The following is a 15,854-nucleotide window of genomic DNA, read 5'->3' as shown; positions in this document are numbered from 1 at the left end:
ATGAAAAAATATATAAAATTAAAATCAGTAATTGTCTTAACGTTTTTTATGGCTGGATTAACTCAGTCATGCAGTTTAGACGAAAAAAATCTTACTACTGTTTCTTTGGATAAATCCTATAGCGAAAGGCCGGGATTCGAAGGATTAATCAACAGTTGTTATGAGAATTTATATTTCCTGCACGGAAAGGTTGATTACATAGCGCCTACAGAAGCAGGAACCGATTCTTGGGAGAACGTGAGTAATAGCGGAATTGGTTTTACGCAATATGCCAGTCAGTTAAATCCAGATGACGGAAATATTAAAGTAATTTGGGGTACAGCTTACACGACTATTAATCTATGCAATACAGCAATTTATTATTCAAAAGATGTTAAAGGTTATGCTTCTACAGAAGAGTTGAATGCAAAATTGGCAGAAGCTTATTTCTTAAGAGCCTTTAGTAATTTTACATTGGTAGAACAATTTGGAGGTGTAGTTTTAAGAACAAAATCGTCTATTATCGAAGGAGCAGATAACGCTCCAGTGCGTAGTTCCGAGAAAGAGTTTTACGATTTAATTATTGAAGATTTAAAATTTGCCTGTGCAAATCTCCCAGTGCAGCAGACTTTACAAGGACGAGTGGCTAAAAAAGCAGCTTATGGTTTATTGTCAAAAGTATATCTGCAGAGAACAAGATTAGGAGACGCTTCTGAGTATGCAAAATTGGCTTTAGAAACCGCTGAAGAATTAATTAATAATGCAACAAAATACCAGACTGCTTTATATTTAAGCGACAATGCTAAATCGGGATTTAAGAAGCTATGGGAAGGCAGCAATAATAAGAAAAACACAGAATTTTTGTTTACTCAGGGAATTGATCCTGGAGGTCTTAATCCAGAAGGTTTCAACAGAGGAAGAACAAGACAGTATTATTTGCCAGATTTAGCAACTAGAGGAGCTGAATGGGGAGCAGGAGCAACTAGTATTTTGTACGGACGAGCCAATAGCCGTTTGCTAAAACCAAGTAAATATTTGTTGACAGAAGTGTTTACGCCTGTACAATCGCCAGCAGATACACGTTTTGCAGAAACATTTACGTACAAGTTTTATGCTGCAGCAAATAAAACGATTACACAAACTATGGCGACGGCTTATAAAAAAGATCCTTCGGTAGTTGGTTATACCATTAAAAACACATTAGCACAGGCACTTCCGGCGGTTAATTTTTATTCGCAAAGAATAGAGGAACAAATTAATATGAATAATGATGAAGGTTTAGCTGTATTCACTCCAAATTGGAATATCGATCCAGTTGTGAAAAGCAAAATGCCAATGCTTGTAGCTGATCCAAGTGATATTTTCGAATCAGGAACCAATAAGTATAAGGATCCTGCAATGTATCCAAACGATCCCAATCTTATTAATATTTTTCCAGCCATGCGAAAATTTTCTGCAGCATTGTATTGTCAAAGCAATCAGTATTGGTTAGGAGATATTCCTATTATTCGTTTGGGAGAAGTGTATTTGATAGCGGCAGAAGCAGCTATTTTAACAGATAATCAGGCTAAGGCATTGACCTATGTAAATACTCTTAGAAAAAGAGCCGCGTTAACATCAAGAGAAAGCGAAATGTTGGTTTCAGGTGCTCAAATGAATATCGATTTTATTTTAAAAGAAAGAGCAAGAGAGTTATCTGGCGAACATACAAGATGGATTGATCTAAAACGTACAGGAAAGTTAACTAAAACTTATTTGGATCAGACAAACCCAATCGCAGGAACAAATTTTGTTGAAGGCAAACATACTGTTAGACCAATTCCGAGATCATTTTTGGATGCAATTTCAAATGCCAAAGAATTTGGTACTAATGGGTATTAAGTGCACTTTTGGTTAGGTGCTTTGGGCAGTTCGAAAGAGCTGCCCTTCTTTTTATAAATTAAAATGACTTCCATTTCTGAAAGTCATTCTATAAAATTAAAAACGATTATCGCCATCCAAAAGATTTCCTAATCCGCCAAGCAGACTTCCTTCATCACGACTGTTTCCGCCAGATTTCGGTGCCGATGCAATAATGCGGTCAGCCAGTCTTGAGAATGGGAGTGACTGTATGTAAACTGTTCCCGGACCTTTTAAAGTAGCATAAAATAATCCTTCGCCGCCAAAAATAGAATTTTTGATTCCGCCAATAAACTCAATATCATAATCTACATCTTTGGTAAAACCAATAATGCATCCTGTATCTACTTTTAAAACTTCGCCGTGACCTAATACTTTTTTAGCCATTGTTCCGCCAGAATGTACAAATGCCATTCCGTCTCCTTCAATTTTCTGCATGATAAAACCTTCGCCTCCAAATAAACCGCGTCCTAATTTCTGAGAAAATTCTATTCCAACAGAAACACCTTTGGCAGCGCATAAAAAGGAACTTTTTTGACAGATAAATTTACCTTGAAATTCTGTTAAATCAATTGGAAGGATTTTTCCTGGATATGGCGATGCAAATGATACTTTGCTTTTAGTATTTCCTTGGTTTAAAAATGCTGTCATAAACAAGCTTTCGCCAGTAAGAACTCTTTTACCTGCATTTAAAAGTTTGCCAAACAAACCTGAACCTTGTTGCTGAGAACCGTCTCCAAATATCGTTTCCATCTGGATATTGTTTTCCATCATCATAAAACTTCCAGCTTCGGCAATTACAATTTCCTGCGGGTCTAGTTCTATTTCAACATACTGCATTTCTTCTCCAAAAATCTGATAATCTATTTCGTGTGCCTGCATAATTTCTAAATTTTTTTGGTTTTTAAAATTAGACACAAAATGCTATCGAATGTTACAGCATTTTGTGTACTTCGGCTGTTTTTAAGAATATTATATGATTTTGTTATTTTAAATTAGTCTTAATTATGTTTTTTATTGCTTTAAATTCTATATTTTTGCACCGTTATTATATTTTATCAGAATGGCATTAGTTAGTGATTTGACCACCAAAGTATTATTTGAAACCGAAAAAGGATACAGTTATCAATGTGATTTGACCAATAGCATTATTATCAATTTTGTTGATACAGTGTCAAGTTATAGAATTCAGGATTTTTTGATTTTTCAAAGAAAGGTTAACAGCGTTGACATTCTTAACATGCTTTATGACCTATCTGATCAGTCAGATGCGCAGTTGATTGAAACTACCAAAAGAAATTTTTCCAGAAATCTTACTATCTGCGAAATAGTGCAGTTGAGAGATTTATTGAACGGAACTAAATTTACCCTTACATTACATTCTATGCTTTGCAATATTGTTAATGTAGAGCTTATTTAGATTCTTACTTAGATTAAATCCAAATTTTCAGGTGTTTAGAGCTGCCGTCTTTAATTTTTGTAATTTTACACGTATAAAAATTAAAGGTTATGAAAGATTTACTAAGAACAAGTACTTCATTAGTTGAAGGAATCGAAAATATATTGAACTTACAAGCAAAATTAGAAAGCGACGCTTCTAACAAATATTTAGCTATGGCTGCATGGCTGGATAGAAATGGTTACGCAAATACAGCATCTTATATGTATAAGCAAGCCGAAGAAGAAAGAGAGCACTTTCTAAAAGTTTTCAAATATATTACAGACATGGGAGGGATTGCAGTTACGCCATCTGTTCCAGAAGTGCAGCAAGAATTTGCTTCTTTTAAAGAAGTATTTGAAATCGCATTACAAAATGAAATTGCAGTAACTCAGGCAGTCAATAAAGTAATCGCAAAATGCAGAGCTGAAAATGATTATGCTACAGAAGATTTTATGATGTGGTATGTGGCTGAGCAAAGAGAAGAAGAGAAAAATGCAAGAAGAGCTTTAGAGCTTTTTGAACTGATCAACGAAAACGCAGCTGACGGCAAATTTCAATTAGATGTGCAAATAGCTAAAATTGGATAAGTAAACCCAATTTATAAAATTAAAAAAGCCCTTAATGATTCGAAATTATTAAGGGCTTTGTTTATTTATTCATTCATCAAGCTTTCGATCTCATCAGCTTCAATCGGAATGTTGCGCATTAAGTTAAAAGGCTCTCCTTTTTCTTGAACGACAACATTGTCTTCTAAACGAATTCCGAAACCTTCAGCAGGAATATAAATACCTGGTTCAACCGTAAAAACCATATTCGCTTTCATAGGTTCGTGAAGCAAACCGTAATCGTGTGTGTCAAGTCCCATGTGGTGAGACGTTCCGTGCATGAAATATTTTTTGTAAGCAGGCCATTCTGGATTTTCGTTCTGAACATCAGCTTTATCAATTAAGCCTAAACTAAGTAATTCAGAAGTCATAATTTTACCAACTTCAATATGATATTGTTTCCAAAGTGTTCCTGGTGTAAGCATTTTTGTTGCTTCGTTTTTAACTCTTAAAACAGCATTGTAAACGGCTTTTTGACGATCAGAAAAACGTCCTGAAACTGGAATTGTTCTCGACATATCACTTGAATAATTTGCATATTCAGCTGCAACATCCAACAAAATTAAATCACCAGCTTTACATTGCTGATTGTTTTCGATATAATGCAAAACATTTGCATTGTTTCCAGAAGCGATAATTGGCGTGTAAGCAAAACCTTTTGAGCGGTTACGGATAAATTCGTGAGCCAATTCAGCTTCGATTTCATATTCAGTAACATTTGGTTTTACAAACGACAATAATCTGCGGAAACCTTTCTCTGTAATATCACAAGCCTGCTGAATCAAATCGATTTCTTCGCTTTCTTTTACAGAGCGAATTCGCTGTAAAATTGGGTTGCTTTTTGCAACATTATGTGCTGGGTAACGTTCTTTCCACCATTTTACAAAACGTGCTTCGCGAGTTTCAGTTTCAACAGACGCGCGGTAATGTTCGTTTGTGTTGATGTACATTGTATCCGCATACGTCATCATTTCGTTTAAGACTTTATGAAAATCCTGCAGCCAATAAACAGTTCTAATTCCCGAAACCTGAAAAGCACGTTCTTTAGTTAGTTTTTCACCTTCCCAAACAGCGATATGATCGTTAGTTTCTTTCAGGAAAAGAATCTCTTTTTGATTTTCATAAGGTGCATCTGGAAATAAAAGTAAAATGCTTTCTTCCTGATCTACGCCGCTTAGATAAAAAATATCTCTGTGCTGTGCAAACGGAAGAGTACTGTCGGCACTAACTGGGTAAATGTCATTAGAATTGAAAACGGCAACAGAGTTTGGTTTCATTTCTGCCGTGAATTTTTTGCGGTTTTTTACAAAAAGAGCGCTGTTTATTTGATGATATTTCATAATAACTTAGTTTTTGAACTTCGAATTTCAAAATTACATTTTTTTACAAAGTAGTGTATGATAGATTTATTAAAGTTTTCTTATTTGTTTTGAGTTTTGCCATGAAGGCACTAAGACACAAAGTTTTCTAACCGCAAAGGGCGCTAAGAATTACGCAAAGCTCGCAAAGATTTCCTCAATATTGTCATCCTGAGCGAAGTCGAAGGATCACGAGTAACTCTACAAAGATTGGCAGTTTTGTTTCACGCAGATTTAGCAGATTTAGCAGATTTTTTCTTTTCAAAGCCGTAATTCACCACAATCTTGTCATTTCGACGAAAGGAGAAATCTTCGCAAGTAACTCTGCAAAGATTGACAATCTATCTCTCACGCTCCCGTCAGTTTTATAATACATTCTTAGTTTTAATTGTTTCTAATAATGAAAAAAAAGTTACTTTAGCTTAAAGACAAGATAGTTTAAGGTGTTGATCATTTTGGGAAATAAGTATTAATAAAGTGGAAGAGGAGAAAATAATTCAAATGCTGATTTTTTGTCACGCACTATTTGGCGGCATTGCATTGCTTTCAGGTTTTGTTTCTTTAATTGTAGAAAAAGGAAAAATAATCCATAAAAAAACGGGGAAACTATTTTATTTTTCCATGCTTTTATCAGCGTTTACGGCATTAGTAATTTCTGTTTTGCCTAGACATGAAAATCCTTTTTTATTTTCAATTGGAGTTTTCAGCTCTTATTTTATTCTAACGGGTTACAGAGCTTTGCGGTTTAAAACTATAAATTATAATCTAAAAACAGATAAAACAATTTCGTGGATTATGGTTTTTACAGCTGTTTTGATGATCTTGTATAATCCTTTAGTAAATCACAAAATCAATATAGTTCTAACTGTTTTTGGAATTGTAAGTTTGAGTTTTTCAATGAGAGATTTAGTGCTTTTTAATAAAACTGATAAATTAAAAAAGGATTGGTTAAAACTGCATTTAGGTAAAATGATTGGCGGATATATTTGCGCTGTAACAGCTTTTGTAGTGGTAAACGAATTTTTTTCAAGTTTTTATGGCTGGTTTATTCCCGGAATTATTGGAGGATTTTATATCGCGTATTGGATTCGTAAATTGAATAAAAAACAGAAAGTTAGTATTGCCGTAGAAAAGGAATAAAAACTGAAGAAAGAAAACTTCTATTAATAAAATAAAATGCAGACTTCTAATTTTAAATTAATTACAATAGCCGAAATCAAAGCCAAATATCCTTTTTTAATTGAAGATGAAAAGTTTGATTATTTTGATGATTGGGAAAACGAGGATTTTTTTCTTATTGCAGAAGAAGATGTAAATTTTGAAGGGAATTTTTATTTAGATCTTTATGAAGATAAAGAGAAAAAATGGCTTGCCAACTTGTTAAATCTTCCAATTAAAAAGGTGGAAGAAATAAGAATTGAAGGTGTTTTGATAAATGGAAATTTCTCTGTAAGCGGTTCAATTATTAATGCTGAAGGCGATTACGGGCCTTATGTTTTTATAAACGGAAATATTGTTTGTCAAAGTCTGTTGTTAGGAGGTGCCAATGTTGAAATAAAAGGAAATATTGAAGCGAAAGAAGTGGTTATGACGTATTATAATCATGGTAGTTTTAATTGTACAGGATTAATTGATTCTCCAGTTTTTATTGTTAATGATCATAATACAACATTTGCAGAAAGAAAAAATATTCTCTTTTATTATAATGACAGAGCCGATGATGTCGATCCAAAAAATGAATGTGAATATGATGATGAAACCGGCGATGAAATTATCTCGAATGAACTTCGAAAGTTATTGGATAATCCGTTAATTGAAACTTTTGAAGAGTTGGAACGAGATTTGACAAGAGGCGAATTGGTTTTAAAACAAAATAATCCACCTGCGAAAACTTATGAATATTGGCGCGATCGTGTTTTGGCAAATTATAGGGATCTTAAATTGGTTCCAAAACAATTTAAAACCGAAGAACTTTGTAATTTGGCATTGAATATTACATTTCACGCTCTGCCATTTATCAAGCAGAATTTAATAACATACGAACTTTGCGAGAAATTAGTGAGTAAAGATGGTTTTGCAATTCAGGTAATTCCAGATCAGTTTATAACAAAAGAACTTTCTTTTAAAGCGGCTGAAAATGGTACAATGCTGCGATTGATTCCAGAAGAATACTACTCTGAAGAACTGATACTATTGGTTTTTAAAAACGGAAAACATGAACCTGATATCAACGATGTTCCTTCTCGATTTATTACAGAGAATCTTCTTGTAGAATATGTAAAAATTGGAAAAGGATTGTGGCTGGATAAAGTGTGCAAGCAAAACTGAATTGATAAATTACAGGTTTTAAAGCAAGTGATCGATTCTGGAATTGAATATTTGGATAATATTTTTGGAAATCATTTCAGTAAAGAAACGGTTGATTATGCTTTTTCGGTTTATAAAAATCAAGAGAATTGGAACAAATATGTTCAAAAATATAAACTTAAGTTTGAGCGCATTGGTTTGAATGGATACTTGTAAAACGGTAAAATAGATTATAGTGTTACATATTAATATCAGAAAAGTAGAAAAACAAGACTTAGACTTTGTATACAAAGCAATTTGCGAACTCGAAAATGAAATTTTAGATTTTGAAGTTTTCGAAGCAATTTTCAATGAAAACATTTCAAACCCGAAAAATCTTTATTTAATTGCCGAAAACGAAATGGAAGGTTTAGGTTTTATTAGCTTTCATACCCAAAATCTTCTCCATCATTGCGGATTAGTTGGTGAGATTCAGGAATTTTTTATTCATCAAAAACATAGAGGTAAAGGCGTTGGACGCTTATTGATAAATGAAATCAAGAATTTTGCAGAACAGCATAATTTAAAAAGTATCGAAGTGACAACCAATAAAAGACGAGTAGAGAATGTTGCAATTTATGAAAATCTCGGATTTAATCTGAGTCATAATAAGTTTACGATTTACAAATAAATGCTATAATTTAATGTCAGAAAATCATAGAAAAGTAGAATGCAGCAATCATGGATTAAGAAATAACGCCTTTGTGTGTCAGCATTTAGTAAACTCAGAGTTTCCTGGTTTTTGGGAACCGTTTGATTCAGATTCAACAAAAGAGTATGATGATGGCGAATTAAATGCTTGGTGTGATAAATGTGATAAGATACTGGTTGAGCAAGGAGAATGGAATGATGTATCTGAAGAATTTGCTCAAATTCAACTCATTTGTGAGGTGTGTTTTTTTGAACTTAAAGAATTAAATCGAGGTTCCAGTAATTATTATTAGAAATGAAAATTTTTAAAGCTTCGTTCATATATTTTCAAACCAATGATAATAGAAAAAGCCAATATAACCGACGATGAAATCCTAACTTCAATAACCAAAAAATCAAAAGCATTTTGGGGTTATTCGGCAGAGCAAATTGAAAAATGGAATAAAAACTTAACCATTTCTAAGGATTATATTAAAGAACATAATGTTTATAAATTGACAGTTAATAATTTAATTATTGGCTATTATTCGTATTTTTTTAAAGATGAAAAAGAAATCGAGCTTGATAATTTATTTATCTTGCCAGAATATATTGGCAAAGGATTGGGTAAATATTTAGTGCTTGATTTTTTAAACCGAATTAAAGACCAAAAAGCAGAAAGAATAATACTCGATTCAGAACCAAATGCTGAGGATTTTTATGCTAAAATGGGATTTGTAAAAATTGGAGAATTCGAAACTTCTATAAAAAATCGTTTCATGCCTATTATGGAAATGAAACTTTAAATTTAATTCAAGTGAAACAGCTAAACATTTCCATAAAACATAATCTTCTAGTTGGTTTGTTTATTGCGTTATGGCTTTTTGTTTTTGCTTTCATCATAAAACCTTTTGATGATGGCACTATAAATTTTAAAGCTTGGTTTTTAATTAGTTTTGGTTTTAGTATTATAGCGTTTTTGTGTTACAGTCTTTTAACGATTGTTCAAAAAAGCTTTTACGAAAGAATAACAAAGTGGAATGTCGGTTTAGAAATAGCAAGTGTCATTTTCTTTTATTTGGTTTATTTATTTGGGGTTTATGCATATTATAAAAGCCCGATTTTAAATGGAGGATATAGTTTTTACGAGTTCTTTTCGGTAATATTTATAAAAGTCGCTTTGATTTTGACTCCGGTAATTATTCTAGCAAGAAGATATTTAATCAAATTAATTCCGGTAAAAGAAGATTTTCTGGTAATTAAAGGCGAAAATAAACTAGATGTCCTAAAGATTAAAAAATCCGATTTGGTTTGCATTTCGAATGCTCAAAATTATGTCGAGATTTTTTATATAGAAAATGGAAAACTAACTTCAAAACTATTGCGAAGTTCGCTCAAAAACATTCAAAAAGATTTTAGCTTTTTAATGCAGATTCATCGTTCGCATTTAATAAATCCGTCTCATTTTAAATCTTGGAGAAATCAAAATACCATTATTTTGACCCAAATTGAACTGCCGGTTTCTAAAAATTATAAAGAAACCTTATTGATATTATAATTTCGTACCTAAAACAATATGTTTTGTACCTAAGTCTCTAAAATAGGGCTTTGAGCTAGTTTTTTCATTTTAGTTTTGCTTCATCAATTTAAAAAATGAATTATGAAAACAAAACATCTTTGCCTTCTAGGATTATTATTTTTCCTGATCAGTTATTTATTCTTTTCTAAAATTTTACCCAATTTTCAAAAACCAATTGATTTTGCTCATTGGTTTAATTTAATTGGAGCTTGTTTATTGTTGTCGTTTAATGATGTGTTCCCTAAAAGCAGATTAAATTCAGTGGCTTCTGTGCTGACAACTTTGGGTGTTATTGCGCATATCGGACTTTGCACCATCGATTTTATTATGTCGAGTTACGGAAATAATGAAATTGCAAAATCCGCATTAAGCAACCAGATTAGTAATTCTCCAAGTATTTTGTATCCTTTTGTTGTCGTTGGACCATCTTTGCTTTTTATTGGTTTGGCAATACATGCTTTTGGTTTTATTAAAACAGAAACAATAAAATCTTTGATGGTTATTTTTGCTTCGGCTGCTATTGGGTTTTCATTTTTTGTGTTGAAAAATGGTGTTTGTATGTTCTTGAGCTGTTTGGTTTTTGTTTTAGGATTGGGTTTGCTGCTTTGTAAAAAGGAATTAGAGAAAGTATTTCAAGAATAAAAGTTGTATTTTCGCTCTATAATCAAAAACTTAAAGATTGAAAAAACATATAAAATATCTAATCGCACTCTTTCTGGCTTTTGTCGTGATTGCGAGCGATGGTACTTTGTATTCTCAATCTAAATCGGCAGAATATTACGAATCTTCTTTTGTAGTTTTAAGAAGGGAATTAAATCTTAAAAGTTCTCGTTTATATAAATTTGGACAAGTTGCTTCATGTGGTAAAACAAGATTTTCAATTGTTTTGAATTTTCTTGAAACCGAAAATGTCTTTACTTTTCAAATTGAGAAACTACTGAAATTACAAAATCTGCTTCATCAAAAACTAACGTCATTTATAAATCAGTCTGTTTTTATAAATGAAATAATCATTTCAAATCATTTCGGTAAAAGTTTATACAACGCTTAAGAAAATTTATTTCTGAGGCTTTATGCAATCTCAAAGCATAAGATGATATAATAATGTCTAATCATTTATCATTTTCAAAATGTATAAACAAAACAAAAAATCTCGTTTGGAGCAATCTAAGCGACCAGTTCTTAATTGGATAAAAAGAAAATTACTTTTAATAATGACTGCTTTTATGCTCGGAATGTCAAACGGAATGAATGCCGAAGATCGTTCCATTAACGGAAGTTTTGTTCAGACAGAACAACAGGATAAAAAAGATTGATTTCTTTAATTAGAGAATGTGTCAATTTGATAATTAGAGAATTTTTATGAAATTGAGAAAAATAATCAGCTTCAATTTTATATTGTGACCTTTGTCAAAGTCCACACATAATCTTGTCATTTCGACGGAGGAGAAATCTCTACAAGTGACTCCGCAACGAAAGTCAATCTTTGTAGAGCTTCTTGCGAAGATTTCTCCTCCGTCGAAATGACAAATTATACATGTATAAAAAAACCGAAGCGAAAGCTTCGGTTTTTTGTTTGAATTTTGGGATTTCAAATGTTGGAATTTAATCAACCCATTTATAATATCTAGCCCCAATCAAAACTGGAATCTCTTTTTCAATTCGATCTAAAATCCATTCGTTTTTTGGAGTTCTAACACTTTGTTTTTGTTCTTTTTTGTGAAGGCTTTCATAAGTATTGAAATCAATTTCTACACTTTCGGCTAAATTTTCAAAAAGCTTTACATTTTCTAGAGCAGATTTCCATTCTGGTTGAATTGTTCCTTCAAAAACTTTAGATTTCGATCCGCTTCCGTAAGCTAGAAAACCGAATTTAGTTCCTGAAATTGCTGCATTAGTATCATAAAAATGAGCCAAAGTCGATAATAATCCCATGAAAATGGAACCAGTGTAAAGGTTTCCAATTAATGAAGAAGCCAATTCGGCAGGTTGTAATTTCTCAGTCACAAAACTTTTGTAATCTTCAGATTTTGCCACTTCTTTAATTTTTGTCTGATAATCTGCTGGTGCAATATCATCGGCAATAATTTTTTCAGTGCTGTCTAAAGCATAAATTTCAGATAACATTCTTCTTCCCTGGAAAGAATACGGCAAATGCATTACGATGCTATGCCAAGTGTTATATAGTGTTTCGGTAGTGTTTTTTAATTTTTTGAATGAAAAGTAAGCATTTCGCGTACGATCCATATAACATTGATTTGAATATTGTCCGTCGAAAACAGGTTGATCTTTATGGATTTCGATTTCTGCTTCTAAATTATCAAACCAAGAATCGTTGTTTGTGTTTTTTGTGATTTCGTTTTTAGAGATAGTCCTGTACGGTTTGAAGAAATCAAAAACACCTTTTGTACTTGTCGCCCAATTGTCATCAAAAGCAATGATCTTGGGATCTGCACTAATTAACATTGCAACAGCTCCAGCTCCTTGTGTATATTCTCCGCCTGAATTTAAATCGTATTTTGCAAAATCAGCAGCTACTACAATTGCTTTTTTTGCTGGGTTTAATTTTACAAAGTCAAGACAGTTTTGCAAGGCATCAACAGCGCCGATGCAAGCAAAAGTAAAATCGACTACATCACATTCGGATAAGGTATCTTCTCCAAATTTTTGCTCCATTAAGTTAATTAAATAAGAAGCAATTGGTTTTGAACTGTCGATTCCGCTTTCGGTCCCAACATAAATTCGACCTATTTCGTTTAGGTTTATTTTATTATCAATAATAAGTTTAGTTAAAGCATTTGCGCCAAACACAACCGCATCTTGATGAACGTCTGGGAAAGTCATTTTAAGTAATCCAAGACCTTTTTCTAATTTTTCTGGTTCAATATTTCTGGCGATTGCCAAAGTTTTTATGGGTAAGTGTATGTTTGCTACATCAAAAGAAATAGCGTCAATTCCTGTTTTCATTCTCATTTTTTTTGAAGCCGATAAAGGTAAAATTATGTTGTGGAATGGCAATTTTTTAGATTGATTAAATTTTGCTCCAGCTGCACTTTTGAAGAAAACAGATTAAAACTTTAAATAAAATATCAATATCATAAATTTTTGACAATATACTTAGAAGTGATTTTTGGGTTTAAGCCTTTGTGAGTAGGTTTTTGGAATCTTCTATAGGGAATTATTTTTTAGCAGCTTCTTTTTTGTACGTAAAAATACGTACTTGGAAGCTATTTTAAAATCATTATAAATAAGAACGAAATGGTTGTAGTTCTTTTGTATTTGAGTTATTTTTGTATAATTTTTTAAAACAAACTACTTAAACACTTATGGCACAATCTGCACTATTGAATGCTTCCATCTTAAAGAAAGTAGCTATGGCTCTTTCGGGAATATTCTTAATCACGTTTTTAGCGCTGCATGTTTCCTTAAATTTTATTTCTATTATTAGTGAAGACGTTTTCAACGAGGCTTCTCACTTTATGGGATACAATCCGCTGATTCAATATGTAATGCAGCCAGTTTTGGCGATCGGGGTAATTTTCCATTTTGTAATGGGATTTATTTTAACTGCACAAAATAAGGCAGCAAGACCAATTGCGTATGCAAAATACAACGGAGCGGCTAATGCTTCTTGGACTTCAAGAAATATGATTATTTCTGGAGCAGTTATTTTAGCTTTCTTAGTATTGCATTTTTATGATTTTTGGTTTCCAGAAGTAACCTACAAGTATATTGCAGGAACAGCTCCAGATGCTACAAGATATTATGGAGAATTGGTGCATAAATTTCATGACCCAATTCGTACAGGATTGTACTGTATCGCGTTTGTGTTGTTAGGATTTCACCTTTGGCACGGATTCAGTTCATCTCTTCAATCAGTTGGGATGCACAATAAGTATTCTAGATTTTTAAGTAAAGTAGGTTATTGGTTTGCTGTAATAGTACCGGCACTTTTCGTAATTATCGCATTATTTCATCATTTCAATAATTAATATCAATTATAATGGCATTAGATTCAAAAATTCCAAATGGTCCTATAGCGGACAAATGGACAAATTATAAAGATCATATTAATTTAGTAAACCCTGCTAACAAACGTAATTTAGATATTATCGTTGTTGGTACAGGTTTGGCTGGAGGTTCTGCAGCAGCTACTTTGGCTGAGTTAGGATATAACGTAAAAGCATTTTGTTTTCAAGATTCACCACGTCGTGCGCACTCAATCGCTGCGCAAGGGGGTATCAACGCAGCAAAAAACTATAAAGGTGACGGTGACTCAACTTACAGATTGTTTTATGATACTGTAAAAGGTGGTGACTACCGTGCACGTGAGGCAAACGTTTATCGTTTGGCTGAAGTTTCGGCAAATATTATTGACCAATGTGTGGCTCAAGGGGTGCCGTTGGCTCGTGAATATGGCGGACTTTTAGATAACCGTTCTTTTGGAGGAACTTTGGTTTCTCGTACATTTTATGCACAAGGACAAACTGGACAGCAATTATTGTTAGGAGCTTATTCTGCAATGAACCGTCAAATTGGTCGTGGTAAAGTAAAAATGTACAACCGTCACGAAATGTTAGACATTGTAATCGTGAACGGAAAAGCGAGAGGTATTATCGCTCGTAACTTAATTACTGGAGAAATAGAAAGACATTCTGCTCACGCGGTAGTAATTGGTTCTGGAGGATACGGAAACGTATTTTTCCTTTCAACAAATGCTATGGGAAGTAACGCAACAGCAGCTTGGAAAATTCATAAAAAAGGAGCGTTTTTCGCAAATCCTTGCTACACACAAATTCACCCAACATGTATTCCAGTTTCAGGAGATCACCAGTCAAAACTGACTTTGATGTCTGAATCTTTACGTAATGATGGTCGTATTTGGGTTCCTGCAAAATTAGAAGATGCTCAGGCAATTCGTGAAGGAAAGAAAAAAGCAACAGATTTATCGGAAGCAGAGAGAGATTATTTCTTAGAAAGAAGATACCCAGCTTTTGGTAACTTAGTTCCTCGTGACGTTGCGTCTCGTGCAGCTAAAGAAAGATGTGATGCTGGTTTTGGAGTTAACAAAACTGGAGAAGCTGTTTACTTAGATTTCGCCGCAGCAATTAAACGTTACGGAACTGAAGATGCTTATGTAAAAGGTTTAGATGATAAAGATGCTGCTTTGGTAACTAAATTAGGAGCTGCAATCGTGAAAAGTAAATACGGAAACTTATTCCAGATGTATTACAAAATCGTTGACGAAGATCCTTATACAACACCAATGATGATTTATCCAGCGGTTCACTACACAATGGGCGGAACTTGGGTTGATTATAATTTAATGACTACAATTCCTGGATGTTTCTCAATTGGAGAATCTAACTTCTCTGATCACGGAGCAAACAGACTTGGAGCTTCTGCTTTAATGCAAGGTTTAGCTGATGGATATTTCGTATTGCCATATACTATTGGAGATTATCTTGCTCCGGATATTAAAATGGGAGAAATTTCTACAGACTTACCAGAATTCGTTGAAGCTGAAAAAGCGGTTGTAGATCAAATTAACAAATTCATCAATAACAACGGTAAACATTCTGTAGATTATTTCCACAAGAAATTAGGAAAAATCATGTGGGATAAAGTAGGTATGGCTCGTAATGCTAAAGGTTTAACTGAAGCTATCGAAGAAATTGCTGCTTTACGTGAAGAGTTTTATAAAGATGTAAAAGTTCCAGGAAGCGCTAACGAATTTAATCAAGAATTAGAAAAAGCAACTCGTGTTGCCGATTTCTTAGAATTAGGAGAATTGTTCGCGAAAGATGCTTTACACCGTAACGAATCTTGTGGTGGTCACTTCCGTGAGGAATACCAAACAGAAGAAGGAGAAGCACTTCGTGACGATGAGAACTTTGCATATGTTGCAGCTTGGGAATACAAAGGAAAACCAAGTGATGCAGTATTACACAAAGAAGCTCTTAATTACGAAAACATTAAATTAGTTCAAAGAAGCTATAAATAGTATTTGAAAAAGT

General features: G+C 33.1%; 18 protein-coding genes. 15 read left to right on the top strand and 3 right to left on the bottom strand.

All coding sequences use genetic code 11. The features are described 5' to 3' along the window. Complete coding sequence (locus tag BOW57_RS03515) at nucleotides 1-1,860, top strand: RagB/SusD family nutrient uptake outer membrane protein (RefSeq protein WP_129053056.1); 1,860 nt, start codon at nucleotides 1-3, stop codon at nucleotides 1,858-1,860. A gap of 96 nt (nucleotides 1,861-1,956) precedes the next feature. Here BOW57_RS03515 and BOW57_RS03510 read toward each other — a convergent pair whose 3' ends face one another. After that, nucleotides 1,957-2,760: a TIGR00266 family protein gene (locus BOW57_RS03510; RefSeq protein WP_089054662.1), complete on the bottom strand. Its 804-nt coding sequence runs from the start codon at nucleotides 2,758-2,760 to the stop codon at nucleotides 1,957-1,959. A 181-nt stretch (nucleotides 2,761-2,941) separates the two neighbouring features. Between BOW57_RS03510 and BOW57_RS03505 the strand changes: the two genes are divergently transcribed. Together BOW57_RS03505 and BOW57_RS03500 are read left to right on the top strand one after the other, a co-directional pair. Continuing rightward, entirely contained in the window at nucleotides 2,942-3,298 is a 357-nt protein-coding gene (locus tag BOW57_RS03505) for a hypothetical protein (protein ID WP_129023389.1), read from the top strand. Nucleotides 3,299-3,387: 89 nt separating this feature from the next. Further along, entirely contained in the window at nucleotides 3,388-3,906 is a 519-nt protein-coding gene (locus tag BOW57_RS03500; protein WP_089054664.1) for a ferritin, read from the top strand. A gap of 65 nt (nucleotides 3,907-3,971) precedes the next feature. On the opposite strand, the gene BOW57_RS03495 is transcribed toward BOW57_RS03500, so the two are convergent. Beyond that, the gene (locus tag BOW57_RS03495; protein WP_129053055.1) at nucleotides 3,972-5,264 is read right to left on the bottom strand and encodes an aminopeptidase P family protein; all 1,293 of its coding nucleotides are present in this window, start codon (nucleotides 5,262-5,264) and stop codon (nucleotides 3,972-3,974) included. A gap of 519 nt (nucleotides 5,265-5,783) precedes the next feature. Between BOW57_RS03495 and BOW57_RS03490 the strand changes: the two genes are divergently transcribed. The 10 genes from BOW57_RS03490 to BOW57_RS03450 all read left to right on the top strand — a co-directional run bounded on the left by BOW57_RS03490 (nucleotide 5,784) and on the right by BOW57_RS03450 (nucleotide 11,153). Beyond that, nucleotides 5,784-6,422 carry a DUF2306 domain-containing protein gene (locus BOW57_RS03490; protein ID WP_241687374.1) on the top strand — a complete coding sequence of 213 codons (639 nt, stop codon included), beginning with the start codon at nucleotides 5,784-5,786 and terminating at the stop codon, nucleotides 6,420-6,422. Between the two features lie 36 nt (nucleotides 6,423-6,458). Further along, nucleotides 6,459-7,610, top strand: a complete 1,152-nt coding sequence (locus BOW57_RS03485) for a polymer-forming cytoskeletal protein (protein ID WP_241687373.1) — start codon at nucleotides 6,459-6,461, stop codon at nucleotides 7,608-7,610. Nucleotides 7,611-7,637: 27 nt separating this feature from the next. Continuing rightward, nucleotides 7,638-7,805, top strand: a complete 168-nt coding sequence (locus BOW57_RS20830) for a hypothetical protein (protein ID WP_241687372.1) — start codon at nucleotides 7,638-7,640, stop codon at nucleotides 7,803-7,805. Between the two features lie 19 nt (nucleotides 7,806-7,824). Then, nucleotides 7,825-8,259 carry a GNAT family N-acetyltransferase gene (locus BOW57_RS03480; RefSeq protein ID WP_241687371.1) on the top strand — a complete coding sequence of 145 codons (435 nt, stop codon included), beginning with the start codon at nucleotides 7,825-7,827 and terminating at the stop codon, nucleotides 8,257-8,259. A gap of 13 nt (nucleotides 8,260-8,272) precedes the next feature. Beyond that, nucleotides 8,273-8,572: a hypothetical protein gene (locus BOW57_RS03475; protein ID WP_129053052.1), complete on the top strand. Its 300-nt coding sequence runs from the start codon at nucleotides 8,273-8,275 to the stop codon at nucleotides 8,570-8,572. A gap of 42 nt (nucleotides 8,573-8,614) precedes the next feature. After that, nucleotides 8,615-9,064 (top strand): GNAT family N-acetyltransferase, encoded by a 450-nt coding sequence (locus tag BOW57_RS03470; RefSeq protein WP_129053051.1) that lies wholly within the window; start codon nucleotides 8,615-8,617, stop codon nucleotides 9,062-9,064. An 11-nt stretch (nucleotides 9,065-9,075) separates the two neighbouring features. Then, complete coding sequence (locus BOW57_RS03465; RefSeq protein ID WP_129053050.1) at nucleotides 9,076-9,816, top strand: LytTR family DNA-binding domain-containing protein; 741 nt, start codon at nucleotides 9,076-9,078, stop codon at nucleotides 9,814-9,816. A 102-nt stretch (nucleotides 9,817-9,918) separates the two neighbouring features. Continuing rightward, nucleotides 9,919-10,479 carry a hypothetical protein gene (locus BOW57_RS03460; protein WP_129053049.1) on the top strand — a complete coding sequence of 187 codons (561 nt, stop codon included), beginning with the start codon at nucleotides 9,919-9,921 and terminating at the stop codon, nucleotides 10,477-10,479. Between the two features lie 37 nt (nucleotides 10,480-10,516). Then, complete coding sequence (locus BOW57_RS03455; RefSeq protein ID WP_129053048.1) at nucleotides 10,517-10,888, top strand: hypothetical protein; 372 nt, start codon at nucleotides 10,517-10,519, stop codon at nucleotides 10,886-10,888. Between the two features lie 79 nt (nucleotides 10,889-10,967). Next, a complete protein-coding gene (locus BOW57_RS03450) occupies nucleotides 10,968-11,153 on the top strand; it encodes a hypothetical protein (protein ID WP_129053047.1) in 186 nt (61 codons plus the stop codon). 289 nt (nucleotides 11,154-11,442) lie between these two features. Here the strand turns inward: BOW57_RS03450 and BOW57_RS03445 are convergent, their stop codons facing one another. Then, nucleotides 11,443-12,804, bottom strand: a complete 1,362-nt coding sequence (locus tag BOW57_RS03445; protein ID WP_129053046.1) for a hydroxymethylglutaryl-CoA synthase family protein — start codon at nucleotides 12,802-12,804, stop codon at nucleotides 11,443-11,445. A 359-nt stretch (nucleotides 12,805-13,163) separates the two neighbouring features. On the opposite strand from BOW57_RS03445, the gene BOW57_RS03440 reads away from it, so the two are divergent. Together BOW57_RS03440 and BOW57_RS03435 are read left to right on the top strand one after the other, a co-directional pair. Beyond that, nucleotides 13,164-13,829 (top strand): succinate dehydrogenase cytochrome b subunit, encoded by a 666-nt coding sequence (locus BOW57_RS03440; RefSeq protein ID WP_089054676.1) that lies wholly within the window; start codon nucleotides 13,164-13,166, stop codon nucleotides 13,827-13,829. An 11-nt stretch (nucleotides 13,830-13,840) separates the two neighbouring features. Next, the gene (locus BOW57_RS03435) at nucleotides 13,841-15,841 is read left to right on the top strand and encodes a fumarate reductase/succinate dehydrogenase flavoprotein subunit (RefSeq protein WP_129053045.1); all 2,001 of its coding nucleotides are present in this window, start codon (nucleotides 13,841-13,843) and stop codon (nucleotides 15,839-15,841) included. Nucleotides 15,842-15,854 lie beyond the last annotated feature (13 nt).

The organism is Flavobacterium sp. YO64 (assembly GCF_004119505.1).
In the GTDB taxonomy this organism is placed as follows: Bacteria; Bacteroidota; Bacteroidia; order Flavobacteriales; family Flavobacteriaceae; genus Flavobacterium; species Flavobacterium oncorhynchi.
The sequence above is the reverse complement of the archived record's forward strand: the minus strand, read 5'-3'. Positions and strand labels throughout refer to the sequence as shown.

Bases quoted from the DNA above. Each gene is read 5' to 3' on its own strand.
- BOW57_RS03460 (WP_129053049.1), top strand. From the start codon at position 9,919: ATGAAAACAAAACATCTTTGCCTTCTAGGATTATTATTTTTCCTGATC.
- BOW57_RS03500 (WP_089054664.1), top strand. From the start codon at position 3,388: ATGAAAGATTTACTAAGAACAAGTACTTCATTAGTTGAAGGAATCGAA.
- BOW57_RS03505 (WP_129023389.1), top strand. From the start codon at position 2,942: ATGGCATTAGTTAGTGATTTGACCACCAAAGTATTATTTGAAACCGAA.
- BOW57_RS03450 (WP_129053047.1), top strand. From the start codon at position 10,968: ATGTATAAACAAAACAAAAAATCTCGTTTGGAGCAATCTAAGCGACCA.
- BOW57_RS03435 (WP_129053045.1), top strand. From the start codon at position 13,841: ATGGCATTAGATTCAAAAATTCCAAATGGTCCTATAGCGGACAAATGG.
- BOW57_RS03475 (WP_129053052.1), top strand. From the start codon at position 8,273: ATGTCAGAAAATCATAGAAAAGTAGAATGCAGCAATCATGGATTAAGA.
- BOW57_RS03510 (WP_089054662.1), bottom strand. From the start codon at position 2,760: ATGCAGGCACACGAAATAGATTATCAGATTTTTGGAGAAGAAATGCAG.
- BOW57_RS03445 (WP_129053046.1), bottom strand. From the start codon at position 12,804: ATGAAAACAGGAATTGACGCTATTTCTTTTGATGTAGCAAACATACAC.
- BOW57_RS03440 (WP_089054676.1), top strand. From the start codon at position 13,164: ATGGCACAATCTGCACTATTGAATGCTTCCATCTTAAAGAAAGTAGCT.
- BOW57_RS03470 (WP_129053051.1), top strand. From the start codon at position 8,615: ATGATAATAGAAAAAGCCAATATAACCGACGATGAAATCCTAACTTCA.
- BOW57_RS03495 (WP_129053055.1), bottom strand. From the start codon at position 5,264: ATGAAATATCATCAAATAAACAGCGCTCTTTTTGTAAAAAACCGCAAA.
- BOW57_RS03515 (WP_129053056.1), top strand. From the start codon at position 1: ATGAAAAAATATATAAAATTAAAATCAGTAATTGTCTTAACGTTTTTT.
- BOW57_RS03485 (WP_241687373.1), top strand. From the start codon at position 6,459: ATGCAGACTTCTAATTTTAAATTAATTACAATAGCCGAAATCAAAGCC.
- BOW57_RS03490 (WP_241687374.1), top strand. From the start codon at position 5,784: ATGCTGATTTTTTGTCACGCACTATTTGGCGGCATTGCATTGCTTTCA.